The sequence below is a fragment of the Exiguobacterium sp. J17977 genome (assembly GCF_018616375.1).
Taxonomy (GTDB): domain Bacteria; phylum Bacillota; class Bacilli; order Exiguobacteriales; family Exiguobacteriaceae; genus Exiguobacterium; species Exiguobacterium mexicanum.
Genome location: NZ_JAEQBB010000006.1, coordinates 152,482 through 175,466, shown reverse-complemented (window position 1 = coordinate 175,466; position 22,985 = coordinate 152,482). Strand labels below are relative to the sequence as shown.

Below are 22,985 nucleotides of genomic sequence, written 5' to 3'. Positions count from 1 at the left end.
CGTTCCCCGTTCGGGCAGGATTTTTGATAAGTTAGAAGAAGGGGTATTATCTGTACAAGACATTCCTATAGTCCTCATACCCGTTTTGAAATCGCTTAAAGGATATTGGAGGGAGACCCATGAAAATAGCAATCACTGGTGGTACCGGATTGATTGGCAAACCGCTCGTACGCGCGCTCGCCGGAGCCGGACATCAAGTCGTCGTATTGACGCGCCACCCACGTCCGCGGCAAGGAGGGATCTCGTTCGTCGAATGGATGACGCCCGATAGTCATCCTGAATCCGAGCTTCAAGACGTAGATGCGATCGTCCATTTGGCAGGAGCCTCGATCAACGACGGGCGATGGACGCATAAACAAAAGCAAGCCATTCTTCAAAGTCGGATTGATGGGACGAAAGAAGTCGTCCGCATCATTAAAAATATGAAACGCAAGCCGAGCGTCGTCATCAGTGGTTCTGCCATCGGGATATACGGTGAAAATCGATCGATCACGTATTCAGAGGCGACACCGCTCCCCGACCGGACCAATTTTTTAGGCAACGTCTGCGTTCTGTGGGAGAAAGAGGCGCAACCTATCCAAGACATGGGAATCCGTCTCGTCACGATGCGGACGGGTGTCGTCTTATCCAATGACGGCGGTGCCTTCCCGCTCATGAAATTGCCGTACACGCTCGGCGTCGGCGGACGGCTCGGCTCCGGCAAGCAATGGGTGCCGTGGATTCATTTGGATGATCTCGTCCGTTTGTTCGTCCATATTATCGAGACGAGTACGATCGAAGGACCCGTCAACGGAACGGCACCGACGCCCGTGACGATGGACGAATTTGGGAAAACACTTGGTCGGGTGATGCATCGTCCTCACTGGGCGCCTGCCCCGGCGCCGCTCCTCAAGCTCGCGCTCGGAGAGAAAAGCGTCATCGTCCTCGAAGGAGCGAAAGTTGTTCCGACGAAAGCCCTCAACCACGGTTTCCGGTTCCGCTACGAAACGTTAGAACCCGCCTTGAAACAACTACTTCATTTGACTTGAAAGGAGCCAGCACGTGAGTAATTTGTTAATTCGTAACGCCCATATCTATCCAATCACCGCACCACATTTTTACGGGGACCTTCGCGTCAAAGACGGCAAAATCGTCGAGATGGCGGACTTGTTGGACCCGCTCGACGGAGAGACGGTCATCGAAGCCGAAGGCAACTTCTTGTTCCCCGGCTTTATCGACGCCCATACCCATCTCGGGTTGTATGACGAAGGGACCGGTTCTGTCGGAAACGATGCAAACGAGACGGTCGAGGCGATGACCCCGCACGCCCGGGCCATCGATGGCGTCTATCCGCTCGATGAAGGTTTTCGTGAAGCGCTCATGGCCGGGGTAACTGCCGTCCAAGTCATGCCTGGCAGTATGAACGTCATTGGCGGTGTGACGAGTGTCATCAAAACCCATGGCCGCTTTATCGAGGATATGGTACTTCGCCGCTATGCCGGCCTGAAGCTCGCGCTCGGCGAGAACCCGAAACGCGTCCACAGCATGGGGAAGTCCGGCGAGTTGACCCGGATGGGCATCATGGGATTATTGCGTGAAGCGTTCCGGACCGTTGATTCGACGAAGACGATTGGCACGTTCGGTAGCCAGATGATTCAACTGGCGCTCGATCGCAAAATGCCGATTCGTGTCCACGCCCACCGCGCCGACGATATTTTATCGGTCGTCCGCTTCGCACAAGAGTTCGACCTCGATTATCGGATTGAGCACTGTACGGAAGGACATCTCGTCGCCGAAAAGTTGCGCGAACTCGGTGTCAAACACGTCACCGTTGGACCGACGTTCACACGGAAGTCGAAAATCGAGCTCCAAAACAAGACGTGGGAGACGTATCGCATCTTACATGAGCACGATATGATCGTCTCCATCACGACGGACCATCCTTATACGCCGGTTCAATATTTGAATCTGTGCGCCGGTCTTGCTGCCCGTGAAGGACTACCGGTCGACGTCGCGCTCCGTGCCATTACGATTCACCCGGCTGAATCGCTAGGGGTGGACGACCGCATCGGCTCGCTCGAAATCGGCAAAGACGCCGACCTCGTCTTGTGGAGCCACTTCCCGCTTGATTATATGTCCAAGCCGATTATGACGATCGTCAATGGCCACATCGTCTACTCGACGAGCCGTTCGAAAACCCATCACGAGATGTGAGTGACACCAGTCGTGAAAGCGCTCTTATTATTTTTTTTATGAAGTTGCATTTTATTTACTTGCTTTTTTAAAAAAACTCTATAAAATAATCTTGTAACTTCATAAAAGGGAGCAGCCAAGGCAAGTTCGAACAACGAAGCCAGAAGTATGCTTTCGTTACAACTATTCTTCAGCGGTCTGAAATAGGAGGAGGAATGTAAAGGTGCTCAAATTTCGTGAGCTTACCGACTGCGCGGAGTTGTTCGAACTGATGCAACACCCAGATGTCTTTCCATATGTCCGTCAAAAGACGGTCCACTTTGACGAGTTTTTATTTAGCACGAAGCAAATCATCGAGCTAGAAGAGCAAGGAAACATCATCTCACGCACCATCACGAACGAGTTTGGTACCCCAATCGGGACGATCAGCTTGTTCGATGTGGGATCCGGCTATGGATTCCTCGGGACGTGGCTTGGCAAACCGTATCACGGCAAAGGTTACAATCAAGTCGCGAAAGAAGCGTTCTTCTCCGAACTTTTCTTCGAACTTGACATCGAAAGTGTATTTTTGAAAATCCGTAAATCGAATGAGCGTTCAATTGCGGCGGCGGAAAAATTGCCGTACGCTTTCTGCGCCAACGAGATTCGGTCTGAATTACTAGCTGAAATCAATCAAGGTGAAATCGAATACGTTCTGTATGAAGTGTCGAAGTCGAGTTTCCAACTTTACTTGCACTCCCTCCATGCGCCTGAATTCGATCATACGTACGAAGCACAGCTCGAAGCATAAGCCAATTCTGACAAAGAATTGGCTTTTTTGTGGCGTTTTTGTGTGGATTGCATGAGGACAACTTTACGACAATGAATATTTCTGTTCTAATTCGGAGAGATAGGTATGATAGAAGTATGAGGGAATTATCACACGTCCTCGTTAACCGTTTTGTAAAGGAGAATGCCCAATGTCAGAACCAACGTTTCGCATCTTAGTGACCGATGATGAAGAACAAATGCGGGATTTACTCGTTTCGAACTTAGAGAAGGAAGGATATGAGACCGTCACAGCTACGAACGGCCTCGAGGCAATCGACTTGTTGAAAGAACAGTCGTTCCATCTCGTGCTGCTCGACGTGATGATGCCTGAACTCGACGGCCTCACGGCATGCATGCGCATCCGCGAGTTCTCGAACGTCCCGATTATCATGCTCACGGCCCGGTCAGAAGAACTCGATCGTATCCATGGCTTGAAGATTGGCGCGGACGACTATATCACGAAGCCGTTCAGCCCCCGCGAGTTGCTCGCTCGAATCGAAGCGACACTTCGTCGGACACATAACTTCTCAAAAGAACAAGAAGCGACGTTCGATACCGGCGTGTTATCGATCGATATCGATGGCCGTGCGGTCAGTGTAAAAGGCAAAACGGTCAATTTGACCCGGAAAGAGTTCGATTTGCTTTACTTGTTCATCACGAACGAAGAGAAAGTGTTCTCACGTGAACAATTGCTCGACCAAATTTGGGGGACCGAATATCACGGCAACCTCCGAACGGTCGACACCCATATCAAGACACTTCGTCTCAAGCTCGGCGAAGCGGGTGGCTATATCCAAACCGTCTGGGGGATCGGCTATAAGTTCGAGGCGACCGTATGAAGCAATACACGATCCGGAAGCGGATTTGGATCACCATCTGGACCGCAAGCCTCTTCTCCGCGTTCGTGTTCATCATTATGACGTTTTACTTGTACGACAAATTTTATGTGCAGACGCAAGAAGAACTGCTCATCAACCGCGGAGAGAAGCTCGTCACCATCTACAAGGCCGACGGCTTCTCTGACGCGTTTTCCGACAGTATGACGTACACGAACGAACTGACCGAGACGAAAGTGTTTCTCTCGTCCGTCCGGGAAGACAGTCTCGGCTCGGGCAAGACGTTTTTACGGGAACAGGATCTCGCAAAGCTGCAAGACGGCTATGCGATTTCTGTCACCCGCAAACACCCGACTGAGGATGTCGACATCCTCATGTCCGCCTTCCCGCTCATCCGGGACGGCGAGCTCGACAATGCGCTCATCCTGTATATGGAGCTGAGTAAAATCAGTGAGCCGTTCCAACCGATTCGGCTCATGATTACGTTCCTGCTCATTTTGATGATCGTGAACCTGCTCATCTTCGGCACCCAGATTATCGACACGATCATCCAACCGCTCATCCAAATGAAACGGGCGTCCCAAGTGTACGCCAAAGGGGATTTCTCGCACCGCATCCCCATCTATTACGATGATGAGATTGGTGAGCTTGCCGAGACGCTGAACCGGATGGCCGAGTCACTCGGGCTCGTCGAAGAGCAACGGAAAGAGTTCTTGGCGAACGTGAGCCATGAATTGCGGACGCCGCTGTCGTATATTCGCGGGTATACCGAGATGCTTCAAGACCCATCGCTCGATGAGAAAACAAAAAATCAATATTATGAGATTATCGAGAACGAGACCGAACGGTTGCAACGGCTCGTCAACGATTTGCTCGACTTGGCCCAACTCGAGCGCGATTCGTATCCGATGACGAAGGAACCGGTCGTCTATTCGCAAGTGCTCGAAGACGTCCTCTATCGTTTCGAGCCGATTGCCCGGGCAAAAGGCGTCACCATCGAGACGAACCTCGATTTCGACTTGATTATTCTCGGAGACCATGACCGGCTTGAGCAAGTCGTCGGGAATCTGCTCGATAACGCGCTCCGCTATACGGAAGCCGGCAAATCGATTCGCGTGAAGACGTATGCGACCGCGGACAATGCCGTCACCGAGATTCATGACGAAGGTCGGGGCATCCCGAAAGAGGACCTCGATCAACTGACAAAACGATTCTATCGCGTCAACAAATCACGGACACGCGAAGACGGCGGAACCGGACTCGGACTCGCCATCGCCAAACACATTATGGAGCGCCACGGCGGCTCGATGCACTTCGCGTCAGAAGTCGGCAACGGGACGACCGTCACGCTCACGCTCCCATTATTACCGGACGAAGATATCTAAAAAAGACAGCCACGATGGCTGTCTTTTTTAGATATCTTGCCCTTTAAAAGCGTCCTCTGATTCATTCATGAGACGCTCCCGCTCAGCGTGCGTCTGCGGAAAGCCGTTCGCTTGCCACTCGGCCCGGTGATTCGAGTCAAGTTGCGTGAGTCCAGCCTCCGCCTCATCTTTATCCGAATCGACACTTTCCATGCGATCCATCTTGCTCCATGTATCCTCATCGTGGTCTTGCGTCAAGAGCGCTGCCACTTTCGGCGCGACGAGCGCAGCCCCGGCCACACCGAGTACGATTCCCATTAAGACTTTCTTATCCATCCGAATATCCCTCCTTAGTCACTATGTACGGATAATTCCACTGTTCCGCAAAATCGAAACCCGTTTCCTAAAGCGTTTACACAATTTAACAGAGTGGAATAACAATCAACACAAGGAGGCGATGAGGATGAAAAAATCACAGGACCCGTCAAAACGGCCGTTCGATAACCCAGATGCTGTCAATACCGACAAGGATAGCATCTTCGACCAAGAAGGCATGGAAACCGTCGACCCGATTCCCGTGGAAGAGCTGAACCAAAAAGCGAAAGATGAGAAACAGAAACGCCACTCGAAGGACGACTCTGCCAGCGAGAAAAAATATGACGGTAACAAATAAAGATGCGGACGAATTCGTCCGCATCTTTATTTTACGTTAAATCTTTTGGTGAGAAGCCGTATGGCAACATCTCTTCTTTTGTCATCACTTTTGTCTCTCCGGCCATGTTCGCGAGAATCAACGTAAAGTCGTCACTCGCAAACTCGGCGATGACTTGACGGCAAGCGCCGCACGGCGAGATTGGCCCGTCGGTGTCTCCGACGACAACGACCGTCTCGATTGCCTTGCTGCCTTCCGATACCGCTTTAAAGATGGCGGTCCGTTCTGCACACATCGACAACCCGTACGAAGCGTTCTCGACGTTGCAACCTAAAATCTCTTTGCCGGTCTCGTCGATGACGACGGCCCCGACATTGAATTTCGAATACGGTGTATAGGCACGCGACCGTGCATCAATCGCTTTATGGACAAGCTCGTTCACTTTTTCTTGTGGGATCATCTGATGTTCCTCCGCTTCTTAACGTTTATCAAAGAAGTCTGACATCTGAACTATAGCGTGAAAACGCTGATTTTGCAAGCGTTTTCACCACCCCGTCAATACTTTTTCTTTTTCTTCTTCTCGAAGACGACGATTGACTCGACGTGCGCCGTCTGTGGGAACATATCGTACGGCTGGATATAGTTGATTTTATAGTCGGCTTTCATGAGTTGGTCCGCGTCTCGTGCGAGTGTCTGCGGGTTACATGACACGTAGACGATGCGTTTCGCTTTCGATGAGATCATTGCGTTGAGGAGCTGATGATCGACACCTGTGCGCGGCGGATCGACGACGATGACATCTGGAATCCAACCGTCCTTCACCCAGCGCGGAATCCAATGCTCGGCCCGGCCTTCGACGTACATGGCATGGCTGAATCCGTTCTCGCGCATATGTGCGTTCGCATCTTCGACCGCTTCCGGGACGACTTCCATCCCGCGAATCTCTTTTGCGTGCGGCGCGAGCCAAAGACCGATTGAACCGACACCGGCGTACGCATCGATGACACGTTCTTCACCCGTCAGTCCAGCCGCCTCGACGACTTCCCGATACATGACTTCCGTCTGGGCCGGATTGAGTTGGAAGAACGCACGCGGTGACAAGTGGTAATGGACGTCGTCAAGCTGTTCGTCCATCTTGTCTTGCCCGGCGATATGAACCGTGCGGTACCCGAAGATGACGCCTGAACGGTTCGAGTTGATGTTTAAGTGAAACGACACGACGTTCGGCAACGCCATGATGCGGTCACTCAGTTCGTCCAAACGCGGGACGTCTTCATTCCCGACGACGAGCACGACTTGAACGTCATCCGTCTTATAGCCCGAGCGGACGATGACTGTACGGGCAAAGCCGACGTCACGGCGCGCATCGTAGACCGGGATATCAAGTTCGTTTAAAATACGGACGATGGCGTTGTTGATGTTCGTCGTGTCTCGCTGTTGCACCATGCAGTGTTCGATTGGTACGAGCTCATTCGTGTTCGGCTTGTAGAGCCCTGACACGATTTCACCGCGGCGCGTCGAGAGCGGGAATTGTGATTTGTTGCGGTAATACCAAGGGTTGTCCATCCCTTTCGTACTACGGATATCCGACTTGTCGACGTTCAATTTCGTCTTTTGACGGAACGCGTTGCGGACGATTTCTTCTTTATAGTCCATCTGCAGGCGCGGACTCATATGTTGAATCTGGCAACCGCCACACTCGTCATAAATCGGACACGGTGGTTTGACCCGGTCCGGTGAATCGTTGTCGCGTTTGATGACACGTGCCTCGGCGTAGTTCCGCTCGACGCGCGTGATTTCAACTTTCGCCTTCTCTCCTGGCAATAAGTTCGGGATGAAGATGACCATGCGATCAATTGTCGCGATGCCCTCTCCGTTAATGCCTAGCCGCTCGGCTTGGGCGCTTGTGTATTCTCCTACGATCAGTTTCAATGTGTTTCATCCTTTCGAGATACTTGTTCTAAATCTTTGGCGTAACGTACGACTTTCGCACGTAAGGAATCAATATCAGCTAACAATCGATGCAAATCCTCTGGCGTCGTGAATTCGTCCAACGTATTGACTGATAAGCACAGTAATTCCGTTCTCGATTTTAACACGTTCATTTTCCCTGCCGTATCTGTTCGTGATTTACCCATCTCGTGATCGCTCCTTTGGTTCGTGACAAAGAGTTGTTATTATAGCATACTATTTCGTGTGACTTGATGAAAAGGTGGAATTGATATGAAAAACATCTCGACAACGTTTGATCCGTGGGAAGCATATCTCGATCAAACCGAGTTCGGTCGCCTCGTCCTTTCAAACGTCGAAGTGACGACGACCAAGCTATGCAACATGCGCTGCGAACATTGCGCAGTCGGCTATATGCTTGACCAGACGGAAGAGCCTGAAGTCCCGCTCGACTTATTGATTTCACGCCTCGACGAGATTGAGCACTTGCGCGCATTCTCGATTACGGGCGGCGAGCCGATGCTGTCGATGAAATCGGTGCGCAATTACGTCGTCCCGCTCTTACGTTACGCCAAGGAGCGCGGTGCCCGCACACAAATCAACTCGAACTTGACCCTCCCGCTCTCTCGCTACCATCTTATTACCCCTTACCTTGACGTTTTGCACATTTCGCATAACTGGGGAACGGACGCCGACTTCTTAGAGGGCGGTTTCGCGATGATGGACCGGAAACCGAGCGCGGAGGCACGTTTAAAGATGCTGCAGACGATGAAAGACAACGCCCGTGCACTCACGGCAGAAGGTGTGATTGTATCGGCCGAGACGATGCTCAACAAACGGACGATTCCGCACTTGAGAGAAATCCATGAAGAGATTGTCGCCCTCGGCTGTCAGCGACACGAGGTGCACCCGATGTACCCCGCCGATTTCGCAAGTGCGCTCGAGTCGGCGTCGCTCCCTGACACCCGCCAGGCGATTCACGACTTACTTGACGTCCGGGACGAGAACGTCTGGATGCTATTCGGGACGTTGCCGTTTTATGCGTGTTCCGACTTGCCGGAAGACCGCGCTTTATTGAAGCGGCTCCACGAGGCGAAAAACGTGACCGTGCGGAACGACCCCGATGGCCGTTCCCGCCTCAACACGAACATCTTCGATGGCCAAATCATCGTCACCGACTTCGGCGATGAGCTCGGCACGCTCGGGACGTTGTACGACACCTCGTTCCAAGACGCGTATGAGACGTGGACGAACAGCAGCTTGAACGCCACACTGTCATGCCACTGTCCAGCCGTGAAATGCCTCGGTCCGAACGCGCTCGTCAAACAAGCATACTACCCCGACGTGAACTTCCGAGAACGCGTGGCCGAACCGTTTTAATTGCTTCAAATCGGGAAATGTTCAGTAAATAAACTGAATCGAGGTGTTTGAAGATGACTGCCATCTATGTATTCATGATCACCGTCATGGCCATCATCATTTTCGGTGGCGTGCTCAGCATCTTATTGACAGCCGCATTCGTTTCAGACAAAGTAGACCGTGATGAAACATTGAGTCAAGGCAGTTGGGACGATGAACTTTTACACTTGAACCATCAAACTCAACCGATTGACGAACCAAAAAGCTGAGACTCTTCTCAGCTTTTTACTATGTACATAATGATGAGGTGAACTATGCAACGCTTTCGATTTTCGATTCTATTACTTGTCGTCTTTATCTCCGGCTTGATTCAAGGCGCGCTCATCCCGCTCTTGTCGACGCTCATCGAACGGGACGGTAATCCGGCCTGGTTGAACGGATTGAACGCGACGATGCTCTATCTCGGGGTCATCGTCTCCGCTCCGCTACTCGAACGGTTCGTCCGCAAGTATGGGTTCCGTCCGACCATCGTCCTCGGTATTATCTTGACGGCGCTCGCCACGTTCTTCCTGCCGCTCTGGCCATCACTGCTCATGTGGGCGCTCATGCGCTTCGTCATCGGTTTCGGTGACTCGGCGCTCCATTACGGCTCGCAAGTGTGGGTCACGTCCGCGAGCGACAAGCGGAGCCTAGGCCGGGCGATGGCGTATTATGGGATGGCGTTCAGCCTCGGTTTCGCGGTCGGTCCGCTCATCGCTCCGCTCGTCGACCTTCACTTTTGGCTGCCGTTCCTCGTCTTGATTTTCTTCTGTCTCGCTTCACTGTTCTTGATTTTCAAGGTCGACAATGAGTATCCTGAGTCCGAAAAAGTGAAGACCGACTCGAAAGGACGCATCCGGCTCGTCCTAATCGGTGGCGGCTATACGCTCTTACCCGCCTTTACATACGGGTTCCTCGAGGCGAGCTTGAATGCCAACCTACCGATTTTCACGGTCCGGAACGACATCGGGCTCACGCAGACGAGTACGCTCATCACGACGTTCATCGTCGCCTCGATTATCGTGCAATTACCACTCGGTCGGCTCGCCGATCACTTCGGGAAAAAGCGGATCCTTCAAATCGTGTTGACCCTTGGCACGCTCGTCTTCGCAATCGCCAACCTAGCCGTCGATCATTATGCCTGGCTCCTCGTCTTGTTCGCGCTCGCCGGCGCCGGGCTCGGCTCGACGTATTCACTCGGACTGGCCCATATGACGGAAGTGTTGCCACGGTCATTGTTGCCCACCGGCAATATGCTCTATAGTATCTCGTTCAGTGTCGGTTCGATTAGCGGACCGATGATTGGCGCGTTTTGGATCGCGTTGCCGAAAGAAGTGTATTTCTTGATGTATACACTCATTCTTGGCATTTTGGCCGTCAGTTTGTTCACGGCGAAAGCCAAGCCGATTGACGTCTAAAAGGGAGGGTCTCCGCCGAGACCCTCCCTTTTTACGTTATTCTTTCACCGGACCGAGCCTGACATCGTTTCGTTCGAACGCCCGCATGAACACCTCATCGAGCGCGAACGGTTCCGTCTCGAGCGAGGCCAACACGTCTGACTTGAGCGTGACTTCAATGACCCGGTCATTGATTTGCCATTTCGTCTGAATATCTTCGCCATGCCTCATGGCACGTGCATCCACTTGCTCATGATGTTCCTTCAACCCGCGACTTACGCACTTCATCACGTATTTGACGTACTCGTCTCGTGGTTGGCGAGAGATGAGTATGTTTCGGACGATTGGATTTCTTGCCACGGTAGCACCCTCCTTTCTCTTCGATTCGCACGCAAGTCTTTACAACGAAGACCGATTTCGACTGAAAGAATTCAGAATTTTTAATATATTTTGCCATGGGAACAAGATTCCGTCAACCGTGCTCCCCGTTCGTTCCGTCAGCGCGCTTCCCGTTTCACCCGCCCTTGAAAATATGTGGAGAGATAGATGCCTGAAATGACGAACAGCAAGCCGACGAGCGCGTTCCACGGAATCGTCTCTCCGAGTAAAACGCTCGATAAAACGACACCGAATAAGGGAACAAAGAACATATAGAGCGACACCCGACTGACCGGATTGTATTTCATGAGCGTATTCCATAACGTGAATCCGACCGCCGACAACAGGGCGAGATACAACAAGAAGAACAGGGTCGTCATGGTGTAAGGCAGGAACACGTCACCTGGCGCAAGCGCGTAACCGACGATGAGCAGACCGAGCGATCCGATCACCATCGCCCAAGCCGTCATCGGAGCGACGTCATGCGAGCGCGAATAATCTTTGGCGATCAAATTCCCGAACGCCCCCGACACCATCGCCATAATGAGCAGAATCTCGCCAATCCCAAATCCAACTTCCGCGCTTGCCGTCGGCCAGTTGGCGATGACGATTCCAGAGAAGCCGAGCGTGAGAGCGATACCTTTCAACCGGTTCAAGCGATCGTCTTCATAACGGAAATGAGCGAGCGCCATTTGGAAGAACGACGTCGACCCCGCGATAATCGAACCTTGTACCCCGGTCGAGATGGAAAGTCCAACATAAAAGAACAAATATTGTAAGAATGTCAAAAATGCCCCTAAATGCGCATACGCCTTCAGCTTTTCGGCAGTTAGGCGAATCGGGCGCTTGAAGACGAGTCGGCTGATGACGAGCAAGAGCAGACCAGCCAATAAAAAGCGTTCGCCGGCAAAGAACAGCTGTTGCCCATATTCGTGTTCCTGGATATCGAGCGCTTCGTAGCTCAGTTTGATGAACGGAAAGGCACTCCCCCAGAGAAACGTGTTGAACAGGGCTAAGAACGTGACCGTCCAAGGGCGTTGAAATACATTCGGCATGACACAAAAACTCCTTAATCTTTTAGTTTGTGAGTACTTATAATTGGTGATAAAATAGACTTACATGATAATCATTATAAATAAGGTATTCACCTTTGATTCGCTCAAAACCTTATAATATCAACAATAGATAATGATAATCATCCTCAATCATTATCATTTAACTGATATATATTCTCAATTAGAAAGAGGTGCTCACATGAACACATCAACCGTCACACACGAAAAAAGCCACGTCTTCAAACGGGCCAGCTGGGTCGAACATATCGAGCTTATCATGGCGCTCGTCAGCGGTGTATTGATTGTACTCGCATATATCGCGGAAAGACAAGGTGGAGCTCCTGCGCTCTATGTCACCCTCTATTTGACCGCCTTTTTAATCGGTGGATATGCCAAAGCCAAGGAAGGGTTGACCGATACATGGGAGACGCGTTCCCTGAACGTCGAGCTACTCATGATTATCGCCGCCATCGGTGCCGCTTCAATCGGATACTGGATGGAAGGCGCCATCCTCATCTTCATCTTCGCATTATCGGGCGCCCTCGAGACGTATACGATGAATAAGAATGAGCGTGCCCTTGAGTCGCTCATGGAACTCCAACCTGAGCAAGCGACCCGATTGAACAGCTCGGGCGCCCTCGAGGTCGTCCATATCGATGAACTGCGCGTCGGTGACCACATCTACGTCAGACCCGGCGAGCGCATCCCGGTCGACGGTCGAATCTTAAAAGGCAGCGCCTCGATCGAGGAAGCCGCCATCACCGGAGAATCGATTCCGGTCGACCGCAACGTCGGCGATGATGTATATGGATCTAGTGTTAACTTGAACGGTGTCTTGACGCTCGAAGTGACAAAACTCGCCACGGAGACGTTGTTCCAAAAAATCATTCAAATGGTCCAGCAAGCACAAGAAGAAAAGTCACCGTCCGCCCAGTTCATCGACCGGTATGAGGGACGCTACGTCCAAGTCGTGCTCGCCTCTGTTACGGCAATCATCTTGCTCGGTCCGGTATTGACACCGTGGTCGCTCGAAACGAGCATTTACCGCGGTATGATTCTCCTCGTGGTCGCTTCTCCTTGTGCGCTCGTCGCCGCCATCACGCCGGCCGCACTTGCCGCCATTGCCTCGTCTGCTAAACACGGAATTTTATTTAAAGGCGGCGTCCATATCGAAAACATGGGACGTTTGAAAGCAGTCGCGTTCGATAAGACAGGTACGCTCACGATTGGTAAGCCAGAAGTCCAAGCGGCGTTGATTCATCCCGAGCTGGCACAAGAACAGGTATATCGCGTCGTCAGCTTGATTGAGGAACATTCGATGCACCCGCTCGCCGAAGCGCTCGTTCAGTATACGGGCAATTATTCGGGCACGATGGAACACTTTAAAGACGTGACCGGGTCTGGGATTGAAGCGACCATCGACGGCGTCGCATATCGGGTCGGCAAACAGAAATTCGCCGATCGCAGCCACGACTTTTTCCGCGACGAGGTCGAACGTTTGAAAGCGGCCGGCCATACACTCGTCTTCGTCAGTGATGAGGAGAAGACGATTGGGGCGTTCGCCCTGCGCGACACGTTACGTCCCGAGGCGAAGCAAGCGATCGAACGACTCAACCACCTCGGCATCGCCACCATCATGATCACAGGTGACAACGAGGCGACAGCTCGCGCCATCGCTACCGAGGCCGGCTTGACACGCTATATCGCCGAGTGCCTCCCGGAAGAGAAAGTCGAGCACATCAAACACTTGAAACAAGAGTATGGCAGCATCGGCATGATCGGTGACGGCATCAACGACGCCCCTGCCCTCGCGACGGCCGATGTCGGGATTGCGATGGGAGAAGGGACGGACGCCGCTCTCGAGACGGCCGACGTCGTCTTGATGAAGAACGACTTGAACCGCTTAAGTTCGGCCATCAAACAGTCTCGTAAATTGAATCGGGTCGTCCTGCAAAACGTCGTGTTCGCCTTAGGGGTCATCCTCGTCTTGATTGCGACAAACATCTTCGAACTGCTCGTCATGCCGTTCGCCGTCGTCGGGCACGAAGGATCGACCATCCTCGTCATTTTGAACGGCCTGCGCTTGCTCAGCACGTCGTGGGACTGACAAAAATCGACACCGTCATTGAAAGCCGTTGGCGATTTCGCTATAATGGAAACAATGTGTCTAATTAGACCGGAACTGATAGGAAGATTGGCTAAAGGTGGTACAGTGTATGAATACGATTGCAGTAATCGGCAAGGTGTTTGTCGATATTAAAGGAACCTCGTTCGCCCCGCTCCATAAAGATGCCAAGAACGTCGGTGATATCGCGTTCTCAAACGGTGGGACCGGCCGTAACGTCGCTCAAAATTTAGGCGTCCTCGGCAACGATGTCCGTTTCGTGTCGACCGTGACGAACGATCAAATCGGGATGGGCGTCCTCGAAGAGCTCCGTGGTTTGAACGTGAACGTCGATCACGTCGACTTGCTCGATGACAACGGCATGGGCATGTGGCTGGCCGTCATGGACAACAACGGCGATCTTCAAACGTCAATCTCGAAGCAACCGGACGAGGCGATGATGGAAGAATGTATCCTCCGTCGTATCGATACGGTGTTCGCCGAAAGTCAGGCGGTCGCCATCGACCTCGACTTATCGGTCAACGTGCTGAACGAGACGATTGAACTGTGCCGCGAGATGAAACTCCCGCTTTACGGCGTATGCGGCCATCTATCTGTCATCGAACGGAACCGCCATTTGCTTCAAGGCTTCACCGGCTTCATCTGCAGCCGTGAAGAAGCGGAGATTTTGTCTGATATGTCGATTGTCACGGTGGACGATGCGTTACGCGTCGCCGAAGTACTCGCCATGAAAGGTGCCCCGCTCACAATCGTCACGATGAGTGAACTCGGTGCCGTCTATGTCGACTTGCGCACGAACGAACAAGGCCACGTGCCGACAACAAAAGTGAAAGTCGCCGACTCGACCGGTGCTGGTGACTCGTTCTTCTCCGCTGTCATTTCCGAATTGATGAAACGCCATCCGATTGAGGATGCGCTCCGACTCGGAATGCGCGTCGCCGGGAAAGTGATCGCCTCGCACGACAACGGCTTGACGCCTGACATGTATGCATCACTCGAACAATCTGTAACCGACTAACCAAAACGCATCGGCCGCGAGTCGATGCGTTTTATTCACGACTCAAAATCGAAAGGAACGATTCCATTGGTCAGAACGAAATTACGTAGTGCCATCATCCTCGTGAATGAACATGACGAAGTCGCACTCATTCGCCGAGAAAAAGAGAATCTTTTGTATTATGTCTTTCCAGGCGGTGGTGTCGAATTCGGCCATACTGCCGAAGAAACGGCCGTCCGTGAGGCGTTCGAAGAGCTCGGCGTCCACGTCGAACTCGAAGGGGTCGCCGCTCACGTCGCCTTTAACGGTGAATTGAACCCCTATTACTGGGCCCGCGTGACCGGTGGCGAATTCGGGACCGGGACTGGTGAAGAGTTTCAAGCCGAACAGACGAACGGTTCATATACACCGATGTGGGTGAAACGCAGCGCGCTTAGCCATTTGCCGGTACGTCCGCCGTCACTCGCCGACTTGCTTTCGAACGAAGCCGAGCGTTTTTTCAATAAAACATTGGCTGAAGACTGATTTCATGTGTAGCCTCCTGATATTTCGGGAAAGAAAGTTTCTAACGATAACGTTCAGGAGGCTCATATATGGATACGACAGAAGTGAAAGAAAAAAAGAATTGGTTTGCCTTCGGGAAGGAGTTGCTTCGTCGCTTCAAAGAACATGATGTTCAAGATTACGGCGCGACGCTCGCTTTTTTTTGGTTCTTATCGATTTTCCCGGGTATCATCTTCATTCTCGCGTTGTTGTCGTTCTTCGACATCTCGCAGGCATCGTTCCAAGAACAGTTGAACAATCTGGCACCCGGGGCGGCCGCGACTGAATTTTTGACCGGCATTTTTGACGCGATCGGTGAACCGCGCGGCGGACTTCTCTCCATCGGTGCGATTTTAGCGATTTGGTCGGCCGCTAAAGGGGTTGAACGCTTGATTAACATGGCGATTCACGCATACGGCGAAGACAATGAACGAAATTTCTTCGTCAGCAAAGGCATCGCGCTCGGCTTGACGCTCTTGCTCGGCGTCGGTGTGCTGTTGCTCATCGTCTCGAACGTATTCGGTTCACAAATCATCGACTTCTTGATGCGCTTCATCCCTATCTCAGGGGCTGACGTCATCTTGATTAACGTGTTCCGCTACGTATTAACGACCGTCATCTTGATTTTGACGCTCTCGATTTTTTATAAGATTGCTCCGCAGCAACACGTGTTTTGGAAGAGCACGATTCCCGGCGCCATCTTCGGGGTCGTCGCCTGGCAACTCGTCTCGCTCGGGTTCAGCCTGTACGTCTCGAACTTCGGCAATTACGATTCGACGTACGGTTCGCTCGGGGGTATTATCGTCACGTTGCTCTGGTTACAATTGACCGGCATGATCATTTTGATCGGGTCAGAAATCAACGCCACATGGCAACGTTTCTTCCGTACACCGAGCGAGCGTGAGTACGAGAAAAACTTCAAGAAAAACAAAAAGTCCAAATCGAAAGATTCAGACGAGGACGAGTATAAAGACATTCCCGTCAACACATACGGGTAATGAAAGAAAGGCGGTCTCTTCTGCAGAGACCGCCTTTTGCGTTATGCTTCGACAACATCGAGACGCCCCGTCGCCGGGTCGATGACGAATCCGTGGACGTTCGTGCCCGGTGGCAAGAGCGGATGGTTTTTGATGAGACTGACCGAGTTGACGACGTTCGCTTCGACCGAGTCAAACCCGTGTAACCACTTCTCCAAATCCATACCTGACGATTTGAGCGTCTGGAGCGTTTGCGGTTCGATGCCGCGACGCTCCATTTCGCCGATGACCGCGTTCGGGTCGATGGCCGCCATTCCGCAATCATAGTGTCCGATGACGATGACTTCTTCCGCTCCGAGCGCATACAGCGCGACAAGAATGGAACGCATGACCGAACCGAACGGATGCGACAGCACAGCGCCCGCATTCTTAATGATTTTGGCATCCCCGTTTTTCAAACCGAGAGCTTTCGGCAGCAATGCCGTCAGACGTGTATCCATACATGTTAAAATGACGATTTTCTTGTCAGGGAACTTGTCCGAGACGAACTCTTCGTATTGTTTCTCTGAGACGAATTTTTCATTAAACGCTAACATTTCTTGAACGACTGACATATGGTTCCCTCCTTTTATTTACGCGATGAATCGCGCGACCATCAATCCGATGACCATCCAGGCACCGAACAACGTGTTCACTTTGGCGGTCATGGCCATCGCTGGCATCAGTTGAGCCGGCTCCTGTTTGACCCAAAAGCGTTTCACCGCTCGAATCATAATTGGAATGGTCAAGAGTGACAACAGCACCCAAGGCGTCACGCCAAATCCGACCACAGCGACGACAATGCCAATCAACGCAGCGATAAAGAACCCGGCCAAAACGAGAACGGCACGGCGATGTCCGACGAGACACGCAATCGTTTTGCGTCCGTTCACTTTATCGTTATCCAAATCGCGAATATTGTTCGCGAGCAAGATGGCCCCGATCAACAGCGCCATCGGGAACGATACGAGCAACAGTTCCGTCGTCACCGTCCCGATTTGGATATATCCTGAAATCCCGATAATGACATACCCCATGAACAGACCAGCGACAAGTTCACCGAACGGCGTATAGGCAATCGGAAGCGGACCTCCTGTATAGAGGAACCCGACGACCATCGACAGCACACCGATCCAAATCAAGTGCCAGCTCGTCGAAGCAGCGATATAAAGACCGAGCACGGCTGCTACCCCGTACATCCCTAGGGCAATCCCGAGCACTTGGCCAGGTGTGAATCCGTCGCGTACGATTGAACCACCGATTCCAATCGACCCTTCATGGTCGAGCCCACGCTTATAATCGTAATACTCATTGAATAAATTCGTCGCGATTTGAATCAAGATTGAGGCGATGAGCATCGCCAGGAACAATCCCCATTTCAATTCGACTTGCCCGAGGACGATGAACGTCCCTAACAGTACCGGTATGAAGCTCGCCGTCAATGTATGCGGGCGAATCATGCGCCAATAGGCACCTTTCTCTCTCTTCTTCATGCACTTCCCTCCCTTCGTTAGTTTACGTCTCTTTAAAAAAATCTGTCAATGCCCGTCGCTTGAACGGCTCCCTTCACTTTCCCGAGCATTTGACGGCCAGTTCTGCCGTGAAGTCGTGATACACTAAAGAATGAGAATTCCATTGGATTGAGGAGGCTTTTCTTACATGCCAGATACTCAAACACACATTAAACAACGAATCGAACAAGCCCATAAACGGGCACGTGCTTGGCAACGACCGGTCCTTGCCTCTTACACGTGGGAAATCCCTTCGTTCGACGCGTTTCATATCATTCAAAACACGGAAACGTCCCATTATTATTTTTCGACGCCCGACCGTTCCCTCGAGATGCTCGGATGTGCCGATGCGCTCGTGTTGACTGCTTCTGGCCCGGAACGATTCCAACGGTTGCAATATGATTGGAGTCTGCACCGCCGGGACGTCGACGCGGTCATTTATGCGTTCTCGGGCTTCTCGTTCGATACGTTCGTCCGTCCCCAGAAAAATATGTGGGAAGCGTTCGGCGAAGCATCATTGGTCGTGCCGAAGTTTTTATATCGCCGTTCGGGTGACAAACACACGTTGACTGTCTCGACGCTCGTGTCGTCGAAGCAATCGGTCGAACAATATTTGATTCAGTTGGCCGATCAGCTCGCGCAATTCAACGCGCTTCACGCTCCCGACGAGCAGGCACCGACTTACGCTCAAGTGAAAGATGGCGTCGACCATTTCAAGTCGAGTTTCCACCAGGCCAAACTGAACATCTCGGAAGAACGCGTCGAGAAAATCGTCATCGCCCGTGAAGAGATTTACCAAACATCAGAAGAGCCGTTCCCGTTCGCGACGACGTTGCGCCATCTGTCAGATCATCAAACGGGCAGTTACGTCTTCCTATATCAACCGAAGCGCGACATCGGCTTTTTCGGGGCGACCCCGGAGCGCCTCGTCAAAAAACAAGGACCGTATATCGAAACAGCCGCCATCGCCGGAACGATTAAACGACCGGACACAGAAATCGAGGCGGATGTAGCCAAACAGACCTTGTTACATGACGCCAAAAATCTAGATGAACATCAAATCGTCGTGAAGGACATTAAAAATGCCCTCACACCATATGCCGCTACCATCAAGGCACCTGAAACGCCGCGTATATTAGAAAATCGCTCGGTGTTCCATCTGCATACACCGATTCAAGCAACGCTCGATACGAATGCGTCCTTGCTGTCCATTATCGAGTCGCTCCACCCGACCCCCGCTCTCGGCGGTTCACCGAAACGGACATCCGTCCGCTTATTGCGTGAGATTGAGCGGTTTGACCGCGGATGGTACGGTTCGCCGTTCGGCTGGTTGAATACAGAAGGAGAAGGCGAGTTCGTCGTCTCGATTCGGTCCGCCCTCGTGCATCACCAATTCGTGGCGTTATACGCAGGCTGTGGAATCGTCCAAGAGTCTGAACTCGAAGCGGAGCTCGCCGAGACGGAAATCAAGCTCAGTCCCATCAAGCAAGCACTCGGATTGGACAAAGTAAGCGCAGGAGGCAATCAAGCATGAATGAAACGTTAACGGATTGGGTCGCCCAGATGATGAACCAGCTCGTCGAACAAGGCGTCGAGGATATCGTCATCAGCCCCGGTTCGCGCTCGACCCCGCTGGCCATGGCCGCTTATCTTCATCCGAACGTCCGTCATCATATCATCGTCGATGAACGTTCGGCCGCCTTCTTCGCCCTCGGCTTGACGCGCTCCACCTCATCATTACGACCGGTCGCGCTCATTTGCACGAGCGGCACCGCCGCGACCAACTATTTTTCCGCGGTGGCCGAGGCGAACATCTCGCAGTTGCCGCTCATCGTATTGACGACAGACCGTCCGCATGAGCTCCGGAACGTCGGCGCTCCTCAAGCAATCGATCAAGTCCGACTATACGGGGAGCACGTCAAAGCGAGCATCGATCTCCCAGTTCCTGAAGTCGCCAGCCAGCGCTACATGGAACAAGCAGTGACCCGGCTCGTCCGGACGAGCCTGCACGCACCGTTCGGACCGGTCCACATGAACATCCCGTTCCGTGAGCCGTTAGTGCCGGATATCGAACGCTTAACATCACTGCTTGAGGGTAAGGCCGCATTGTCCGAACCGACTTATCTCAAGCCGACAGCCGGTGATGTAAACCGGTTCAAACGAAACATTTCTGTCGAACGTCTCGCTTTCGTCGTCGGTCCTGGTACGCCGGCTACATGGCTTGAACCGATTTATGAGACGGCACAAACGTATCACATCCCGATTTTTGCTGACCCGTTGAGCGGGATGCGCCGGTTTGACCACGTGCTAACGAACTACGACACGTGGCTCGCGAGTGAGCATCGTACGGAATGGACGCCTGACGCGGTCGTACGCTTCGGGGCCGCTCCTGTATCGAAACGATTGAATCTGTGGCTCCAGGACGTCCCGTGCGTCTTGATTGAGCAACCCGGCTCGTTCCGTGACCCGTCAAATCTTGCCACGGTCGTATACGGTGATGCGATCGATTATTTGGCAGCCATCGATCACTCATACGACATCGACGTGGCTGAGCGGTTCGCGTTGTTCGAACAGATCACCGAGTCCGCCAAACCTGCATTGACCGGGGAAAGTGCGTTGACACGTCAAGTGCTGGCGTCTCATCTCGAACGCGTCTTTGTCAGCAACAGCATGCCGATTCGTGATATCGATACGACGCTCTCGGCCGGCTGTTCGCTTGATGTCGTCGCGAATCGCGGGGCGAACGGGATTGACGGCATCATCTCGAGCGCGCTCGGTGCCTGTCACGATACGGACAAGGCTGCCCTCATAATCGGCGACTTGGCGTTTTATCATGACAGCAACGCGCTCCAACTCGTCAAATCGCATCCCGGTTCGTTCTCCATCGTCGTCGTCAACAACGACGGGGGTGGCATCTTCTCCTTCTTGCCACAAGCCTCAATCGCTCCACAAATGTTCGAGGACTTGTTCGGGACGCCGTTACAATTGAATCTACGCGGATTCGCCGATACGTATGGACTCAGCTATCAACGGCTCGAGCAGCCTGACGATGTCACAGCCGCCATCGAGGCAGGAATCCAACTCATCGAATTTCCATCAGACCGTACCGCAAACGTGGCCGAGCACCGGCGTTGGACCGCTTCGATCACAGACCGCTTGGCGACGGGGAATGAATCGTGATCCGTTCGCTGCGAGGGGTCTCGTACGAGGTGCTCGAGCGCGGCAACGGTCGGCCGGTCTTACTGTTGCACGGCTTCACTGGGCAAGCGGGCTGGCTTTCGCGCTTCGCGGAACTGCCCGTCCGACTCGTCGCCCCGACACTACTGCAACATGGTGTTACGGGCCATCAGCCGGTCGAGCGCGCCAAGATGAGTCAACAAGTGAAAGACTTGTCGGCGCTCCTCGATATGGATGACGGTCCATGGACGGTCATCGGGTACTCACTCGGCGGACGTATCGGTATGACGCTCGCCGCCTTTGATGATCGGGTCACCCATTTCATTGGGATTAGTACGACGCCCGGACTCAATGCGGCTGAACGTCGACAACGCCGGCTTCAAGATGAACAGCTTGCCGCCTTCATCGAGCGAGCTGGACTTGAGGCGTTCGTTGACCGTTGGGAACAGCTCCCGCTCTGGCATCAGACTGATGAGATGCGTGCCGCCCTTCGTCCTGAACGGTTAGCCCAACATCCGGCCGCACTCGCGAACAGTCTCCGCGCCATCGGGACGGGTAGCATGCCGTCGCTTTGGTCGTGCCTTGACCGTTTGCCCCGCACCGATTTAATCGTCGGGGAACATGACATTAAATTTCAACAGATCGCCCGGAACATGCGAGTCATTCGTCCCGATATTGAAATTCATGAAATTTCGGAAGCATCTCATGCTCCACATATCGAGAATGCCCAACAATTTGGTACAATGATAGAGAAATTGATTTTAGGGGGAATTTAAATGGAATCAGTAGCAAACTGGACATCGGTCCGCACGTACGAAGATATCAAGTACGAGAAGTGGAACGGCATCGCCAAAATCACCATCAACCGTCCGGAAGTACGGAACGCGTTCCGTCCACTCACGGTCAACGAACTCATCGACGCGTTCGCACGCGCCCGTGACGATAAAGAAGTCGGCGTCATCATCTTGACAGGTGAAGGCGATCAGGCTTTCTGCTCAGGCGGCGACCAAAAAGTACGCGGCCACGGCGGTTACGTCGGTGACGACGAGATTCCACGCTTGAACGTCCTCGACCTTCAACGCTTGATTCGCGTCATCCCGAAACCTGTCATCGCCATGGTAGCCGGTTACGCGATTGGTGGCGGACACGTCTTGCACGTCGTCTGTGACTTGACGATTGCAGCCGACAACGCCCGTTTCGGTCAAACCGGACCAAAAGTGGGTTCATTCGATGCCGGTTACGGCTCAGGTTACTTGGCTCGCATCATCGGCCACAAGAAAGCACGCGAAATTTGGTACCTCTGCCGTCAATACGATGCGCAGCAAGCGCTTGATATGGGACTCGTCAACACGGTCGTTCCACTCGAGCAACTTGAAGCCGAGACGATCCAATGGTGCCAAGAGATCTTGCAACACTCTCCGACGGCGCTCCGCTTCTTGAAAGCAGCAATGAACGCCGACACGGACGGTCTCGCAGGTCTTCAACAGCTTGCCGGCGACGCGACGTTACTCTACTACACGACAGACGAAGCGAAAGAAGGACGCGACGCTTTCAAAGAAAAACGCGACCCAGACTTCGGTCAGTTCCCGCGTTTCCCGTAAATC

General features: G+C 52.7%; 25 protein-coding genes. 17 read left to right on the top strand and 8 right to left on the bottom strand.

From position 1 onward, the window contains the following. Window positions 1-119 precede the first annotated feature (119 nt). From KNO58_RS11885 to KNO58_RS11865, 5 genes are all read left to right on the top strand, one after another. Entirely contained in the window at window positions 120-1,028 is a 909-nt protein-coding gene (locus KNO58_RS11885) for a TIGR01777 family oxidoreductase (protein ID WP_214754128.1), read from the top strand. A gap of 13 nt (window positions 1,029-1,041) precedes the next feature. Beyond that, a complete protein-coding gene (locus KNO58_RS11880) occupies window positions 1,042-2,193 on the top strand; it encodes an amidohydrolase (RefSeq protein ID WP_214754126.1) in 1,152 nt (383 codons plus the stop codon). Between the two features lie 202 nt (window positions 2,194-2,395). Continuing rightward, window positions 2,396-2,962: a GNAT family N-acetyltransferase gene (locus KNO58_RS11875; protein WP_214754124.1), complete on the top strand. Its 567-nt coding sequence runs from the start codon at window positions 2,396-2,398 to the stop codon at window positions 2,960-2,962. A gap of 169 nt (window positions 2,963-3,131) precedes the next feature. Continuing rightward, complete coding sequence (locus tag KNO58_RS11870; protein ID WP_021067764.1) at window positions 3,132-3,821, top strand: response regulator transcription factor; 690 nt, start codon at window positions 3,132-3,134, stop codon at window positions 3,819-3,821. Next, window positions 3,818-5,203, top strand: coding sequence for a sensor histidine kinase (locus tag KNO58_RS11865; protein WP_214754122.1), 1,386 nt, complete (start codon window positions 3,818-3,820; stop codon window positions 5,201-5,203). The genes KNO58_RS11870 and KNO58_RS11865 overlap by 4 nt, the downstream gene beginning before the upstream one ends. 27 nt (window positions 5,204-5,230) lie before the next feature. Here the strand turns inward: KNO58_RS11865 and KNO58_RS11860 are convergent, their stop codons facing one another. After that, window positions 5,231-5,518, bottom strand: a complete 288-nt coding sequence (locus tag KNO58_RS11860) for a hypothetical protein (protein WP_214754120.1) — start codon at window positions 5,516-5,518, stop codon at window positions 5,231-5,233. A gap of 121 nt (window positions 5,519-5,639) precedes the next feature. On the opposite strand from KNO58_RS11860, the gene KNO58_RS11855 reads away from it, so the two are divergent. Further along, the gene (locus tag KNO58_RS11855; RefSeq protein WP_214754118.1) at window positions 5,640-5,855 is read left to right on the top strand and encodes a hypothetical protein; all 216 of its coding nucleotides are present in this window, start codon (window positions 5,640-5,642) and stop codon (window positions 5,853-5,855) included. A 31-nt stretch (window positions 5,856-5,886) separates the two neighbouring features. Here the strand turns inward: KNO58_RS11855 and KNO58_RS11850 are convergent, their stop codons facing one another. From KNO58_RS11850 to KNO58_RS11840, 3 genes are all read right to left on the bottom strand, one after another. After that, window positions 5,887-6,294, bottom strand: coding sequence for a cytidine deaminase (locus KNO58_RS11850; protein WP_029596028.1), 408 nt, complete (start codon window positions 6,292-6,294; stop codon window positions 5,887-5,889). A 95-nt stretch (window positions 6,295-6,389) separates the two neighbouring features. Next, window positions 6,390-7,766, bottom strand: coding sequence for a 23S rRNA (uracil(1939)-C(5))-methyltransferase RlmD (gene rlmD, locus KNO58_RS11845; protein WP_214754116.1), 1,377 nt, complete (start codon window positions 7,764-7,766; stop codon window positions 6,390-6,392). Then, window positions 7,763-7,972, bottom strand: a complete 210-nt coding sequence (locus tag KNO58_RS11840) for a hypothetical protein (protein WP_016510454.1) — start codon at window positions 7,970-7,972, stop codon at window positions 7,763-7,765. Before KNO58_RS11840 ends, rlmD begins: the two co-directional genes overlap by 4 nt. 85 nt (window positions 7,973-8,057) lie before the next feature. Here KNO58_RS11840 and yfkAB point away from each other — a divergent pair, with 85 nt between their 5' ends. From yfkAB to KNO58_RS11825, 3 genes are read left to right on the top strand one after another with little or no spacing between them, the layout of a single operon-like run. Beyond that, the gene (gene yfkAB, locus KNO58_RS11835) at window positions 8,058-9,164 is read left to right on the top strand and encodes a radical SAM/CxCxxxxC motif protein YfkAB (RefSeq protein ID WP_214754114.1); all 1,107 of its coding nucleotides are present in this window, start codon (window positions 8,058-8,060) and stop codon (window positions 9,162-9,164) included. 53 nt (window positions 9,165-9,217) lie between these two features. Next, window positions 9,218-9,412 carry a hypothetical protein gene (locus KNO58_RS11830; RefSeq protein WP_214754112.1) on the top strand — a complete coding sequence of 65 codons (195 nt, stop codon included), beginning with the start codon at window positions 9,218-9,220 and terminating at the stop codon, window positions 9,410-9,412. A 45-nt stretch (window positions 9,413-9,457) separates the two neighbouring features. Continuing rightward, a complete protein-coding gene (locus KNO58_RS11825; protein ID WP_214754111.1) occupies window positions 9,458-10,600 on the top strand; it encodes an MFS transporter in 1,143 nt (380 codons plus the stop codon). A gap of 36 nt (window positions 10,601-10,636) precedes the next feature. Here the strand turns inward: KNO58_RS11825 and KNO58_RS11820 are convergent, their stop codons facing one another. Together KNO58_RS11820 and KNO58_RS11815 are read right to left on the bottom strand one after the other, a co-directional pair. Continuing rightward, window positions 10,637-10,939, bottom strand: a complete 303-nt coding sequence (locus tag KNO58_RS11820) for a hypothetical protein (protein ID WP_021067773.1) — start codon at window positions 10,937-10,939, stop codon at window positions 10,637-10,639. 137 nt (window positions 10,940-11,076) lie between these two features. Further along, complete coding sequence (locus KNO58_RS11815) at window positions 11,077-12,012, bottom strand: DMT family transporter (RefSeq protein ID WP_214754110.1); 936 nt, start codon at window positions 12,010-12,012, stop codon at window positions 11,077-11,079. A gap of 199 nt (window positions 12,013-12,211) precedes the next feature. Between KNO58_RS11815 and KNO58_RS11810 the strand changes: the two genes are divergently transcribed. The 4 genes from KNO58_RS11810 to KNO58_RS11795 all read left to right on the top strand — a co-directional run bounded on the left by KNO58_RS11810 (window position 12,212) and on the right by KNO58_RS11795 (window position 16,675). Next, window positions 12,212-14,119 (top strand): heavy metal translocating P-type ATPase, encoded by a 1,908-nt coding sequence (locus KNO58_RS11810; protein WP_214754109.1) that lies wholly within the window; start codon window positions 12,212-12,214, stop codon window positions 14,117-14,119. 109 nt (window positions 14,120-14,228) lie between these two features. Then, on the top strand, window positions 14,229-15,155 hold the full coding sequence (locus KNO58_RS11805) for a carbohydrate kinase family protein (protein ID WP_214754108.1): 927 nt from the start codon (window positions 14,229-14,231) through the stop codon (window positions 15,153-15,155). 66 nt (window positions 15,156-15,221) lie between these two features. Further along, a complete protein-coding gene (locus tag KNO58_RS11800; RefSeq protein WP_214754101.1) occupies window positions 15,222-15,659 on the top strand; it encodes an NUDIX domain-containing protein in 438 nt (145 codons plus the stop codon). A 68-nt stretch (window positions 15,660-15,727) separates the two neighbouring features. Next, on the top strand, window positions 15,728-16,675 hold the full coding sequence (locus KNO58_RS11795; protein WP_214754099.1) for a YihY/virulence factor BrkB family protein: 948 nt from the start codon (window positions 15,728-15,730) through the stop codon (window positions 16,673-16,675). 41 nt (window positions 16,676-16,716) lie between these two features. Here KNO58_RS11795 and KNO58_RS11790 read toward each other — a convergent pair whose 3' ends face one another. After that, entirely contained in the window at window positions 16,717-17,268 is a 552-nt protein-coding gene (locus tag KNO58_RS11790) for a beta-class carbonic anhydrase (RefSeq protein ID WP_021067779.1), read from the bottom strand. An 18-nt stretch (window positions 17,269-17,286) separates the two neighbouring features. After that, complete coding sequence (locus tag KNO58_RS11785) at window positions 17,287-18,186, bottom strand: 1,4-dihydroxy-2-naphthoate polyprenyltransferase (RefSeq protein WP_214754097.1); 900 nt, start codon at window positions 18,184-18,186, stop codon at window positions 17,287-17,289. A gap of 166 nt (window positions 18,187-18,352) precedes the next feature. On the opposite strand from KNO58_RS11785, the gene KNO58_RS11780 reads away from it, so the two are divergent. Genes KNO58_RS11780 through menB form a run of 4 tightly spaced genes read left to right on the top strand, consistent with a single transcriptional unit; the run spans window position 18,353 to window position 22,982 of the window. Then, the gene (locus KNO58_RS11780; protein ID WP_214754095.1) at window positions 18,353-19,738 is read left to right on the top strand and encodes an isochorismate synthase; all 1,386 of its coding nucleotides are present in this window, start codon (window positions 18,353-18,355) and stop codon (window positions 19,736-19,738) included. Beyond that, entirely contained in the window at window positions 19,735-21,384 is a 1,650-nt protein-coding gene (gene menD / locus KNO58_RS11775) for a 2-succinyl-5-enolpyruvyl-6-hydroxy-3-cyclohexene-1-carboxylic-acid synthase (protein ID WP_214754093.1), read from the top strand. The genes KNO58_RS11780 and menD overlap by 4 nt, the downstream gene beginning before the upstream one ends. Continuing rightward, window positions 21,381-22,157 carry an alpha/beta fold hydrolase gene (locus KNO58_RS11770; protein ID WP_214754091.1) on the top strand — a complete coding sequence of 259 codons (777 nt, stop codon included), beginning with the start codon at window positions 21,381-21,383 and terminating at the stop codon, window positions 22,155-22,157. The genes menD and KNO58_RS11770 overlap by 4 nt, the downstream gene beginning before the upstream one ends. Next, window positions 22,158-22,982 carry a 1,4-dihydroxy-2-naphthoyl-CoA synthase gene (menB, locus tag KNO58_RS11765; protein WP_214754089.1) on the top strand — a complete coding sequence of 275 codons (825 nt, stop codon included), beginning with the start codon at window positions 22,158-22,160 and terminating at the stop codon, window positions 22,980-22,982. Window positions 22,983-22,985: the final 3 nt, after the last annotated feature.

What these genes read in the sequence shown, in the direction of transcription:
- KNO58_RS11885 (WP_214754128.1), top strand. Translation starts at nt 120, where the DNA reads ATGAAAATAGCAATCACTGGTGGTACCGGATTGATTGGCAAACCGCTC.
- KNO58_RS11870 (WP_021067764.1), top strand. Translation starts at nt 3,132, where the DNA reads ATGTCAGAACCAACGTTTCGCATCTTAGTGACCGATGATGAAGAACAA.
- KNO58_RS11865 (WP_214754122.1), top strand. Translation starts at nt 3,818, where the DNA reads ATGAAGCAATACACGATCCGGAAGCGGATTTGGATCACCATCTGGACC.
- KNO58_RS11860 (WP_214754120.1), bottom strand. Translation starts at nt 5,518, where the DNA reads ATGGATAAGAAAGTCTTAATGGGAATCGTACTCGGTGTGGCCGGGGCT.
- KNO58_RS11855 (WP_214754118.1), top strand. Translation starts at nt 5,640, where the DNA reads ATGAGGATGAAAAAATCACAGGACCCGTCAAAACGGCCGTTCGATAAC.
- KNO58_RS11850 (WP_029596028.1), bottom strand. Translation starts at nt 6,294, where the DNA reads ATGATCCCACAAGAAAAAGTGAACGAGCTTGTCCATAAAGCGATTGAT.
- KNO58_RS11840 (WP_016510454.1), bottom strand. Translation starts at nt 7,972, where the DNA reads ATGGGTAAATCACGAACAGATACGGCAGGGAAAATGAACGTGTTAAAA.
- yfkAB (WP_214754114.1), top strand. Translation starts at nt 8,058, where the DNA reads ATGAAAAACATCTCGACAACGTTTGATCCGTGGGAAGCATATCTCGAT.
- KNO58_RS11830 (WP_214754112.1), top strand. Translation starts at nt 9,218, where the DNA reads ATGACTGCCATCTATGTATTCATGATCACCGTCATGGCCATCATCATT.
- KNO58_RS11825 (WP_214754111.1), top strand. Translation starts at nt 9,458, where the DNA reads ATGCAACGCTTTCGATTTTCGATTCTATTACTTGTCGTCTTTATCTCC.
- KNO58_RS11815 (WP_214754110.1), bottom strand. Translation starts at nt 12,012, where the DNA reads ATGCCGAATGTATTTCAACGCCCTTGGACGGTCACGTTCTTAGCCCTG.
- KNO58_RS11810 (WP_214754109.1), top strand. Translation starts at nt 12,212, where the DNA reads ATGAACACATCAACCGTCACACACGAAAAAAGCCACGTCTTCAAACGG.
- KNO58_RS11805 (WP_214754108.1), top strand. Translation starts at nt 14,229, where the DNA reads ATGAATACGATTGCAGTAATCGGCAAGGTGTTTGTCGATATTAAAGGA.
- KNO58_RS11795 (WP_214754099.1), top strand. Translation starts at nt 15,728, where the DNA reads ATGGATACGACAGAAGTGAAAGAAAAAAAGAATTGGTTTGCCTTCGGG.
- KNO58_RS11790 (WP_021067779.1), bottom strand. Translation starts at nt 17,268, where the DNA reads ATGTCAGTCGTTCAAGAAATGTTAGCGTTTAATGAAAAATTCGTCTCA.
- KNO58_RS11785 (WP_214754097.1), bottom strand. Translation starts at nt 18,186, where the DNA reads ATGAAGAAGAGAGAGAAAGGTGCCTATTGGCGCATGATTCGCCCGCAT.
- KNO58_RS11780 (WP_214754095.1), top strand. Translation starts at nt 18,353, where the DNA reads ATGCCAGATACTCAAACACACATTAAACAACGAATCGAACAAGCCCAT.
- menD (WP_214754093.1), top strand. Translation starts at nt 19,735, where the DNA reads ATGAATGAAACGTTAACGGATTGGGTCGCCCAGATGATGAACCAGCTC.
- menB (WP_214754089.1), top strand. Translation starts at nt 22,158, where the DNA reads ATGGAATCAGTAGCAAACTGGACATCGGTCCGCACGTACGAAGATATC.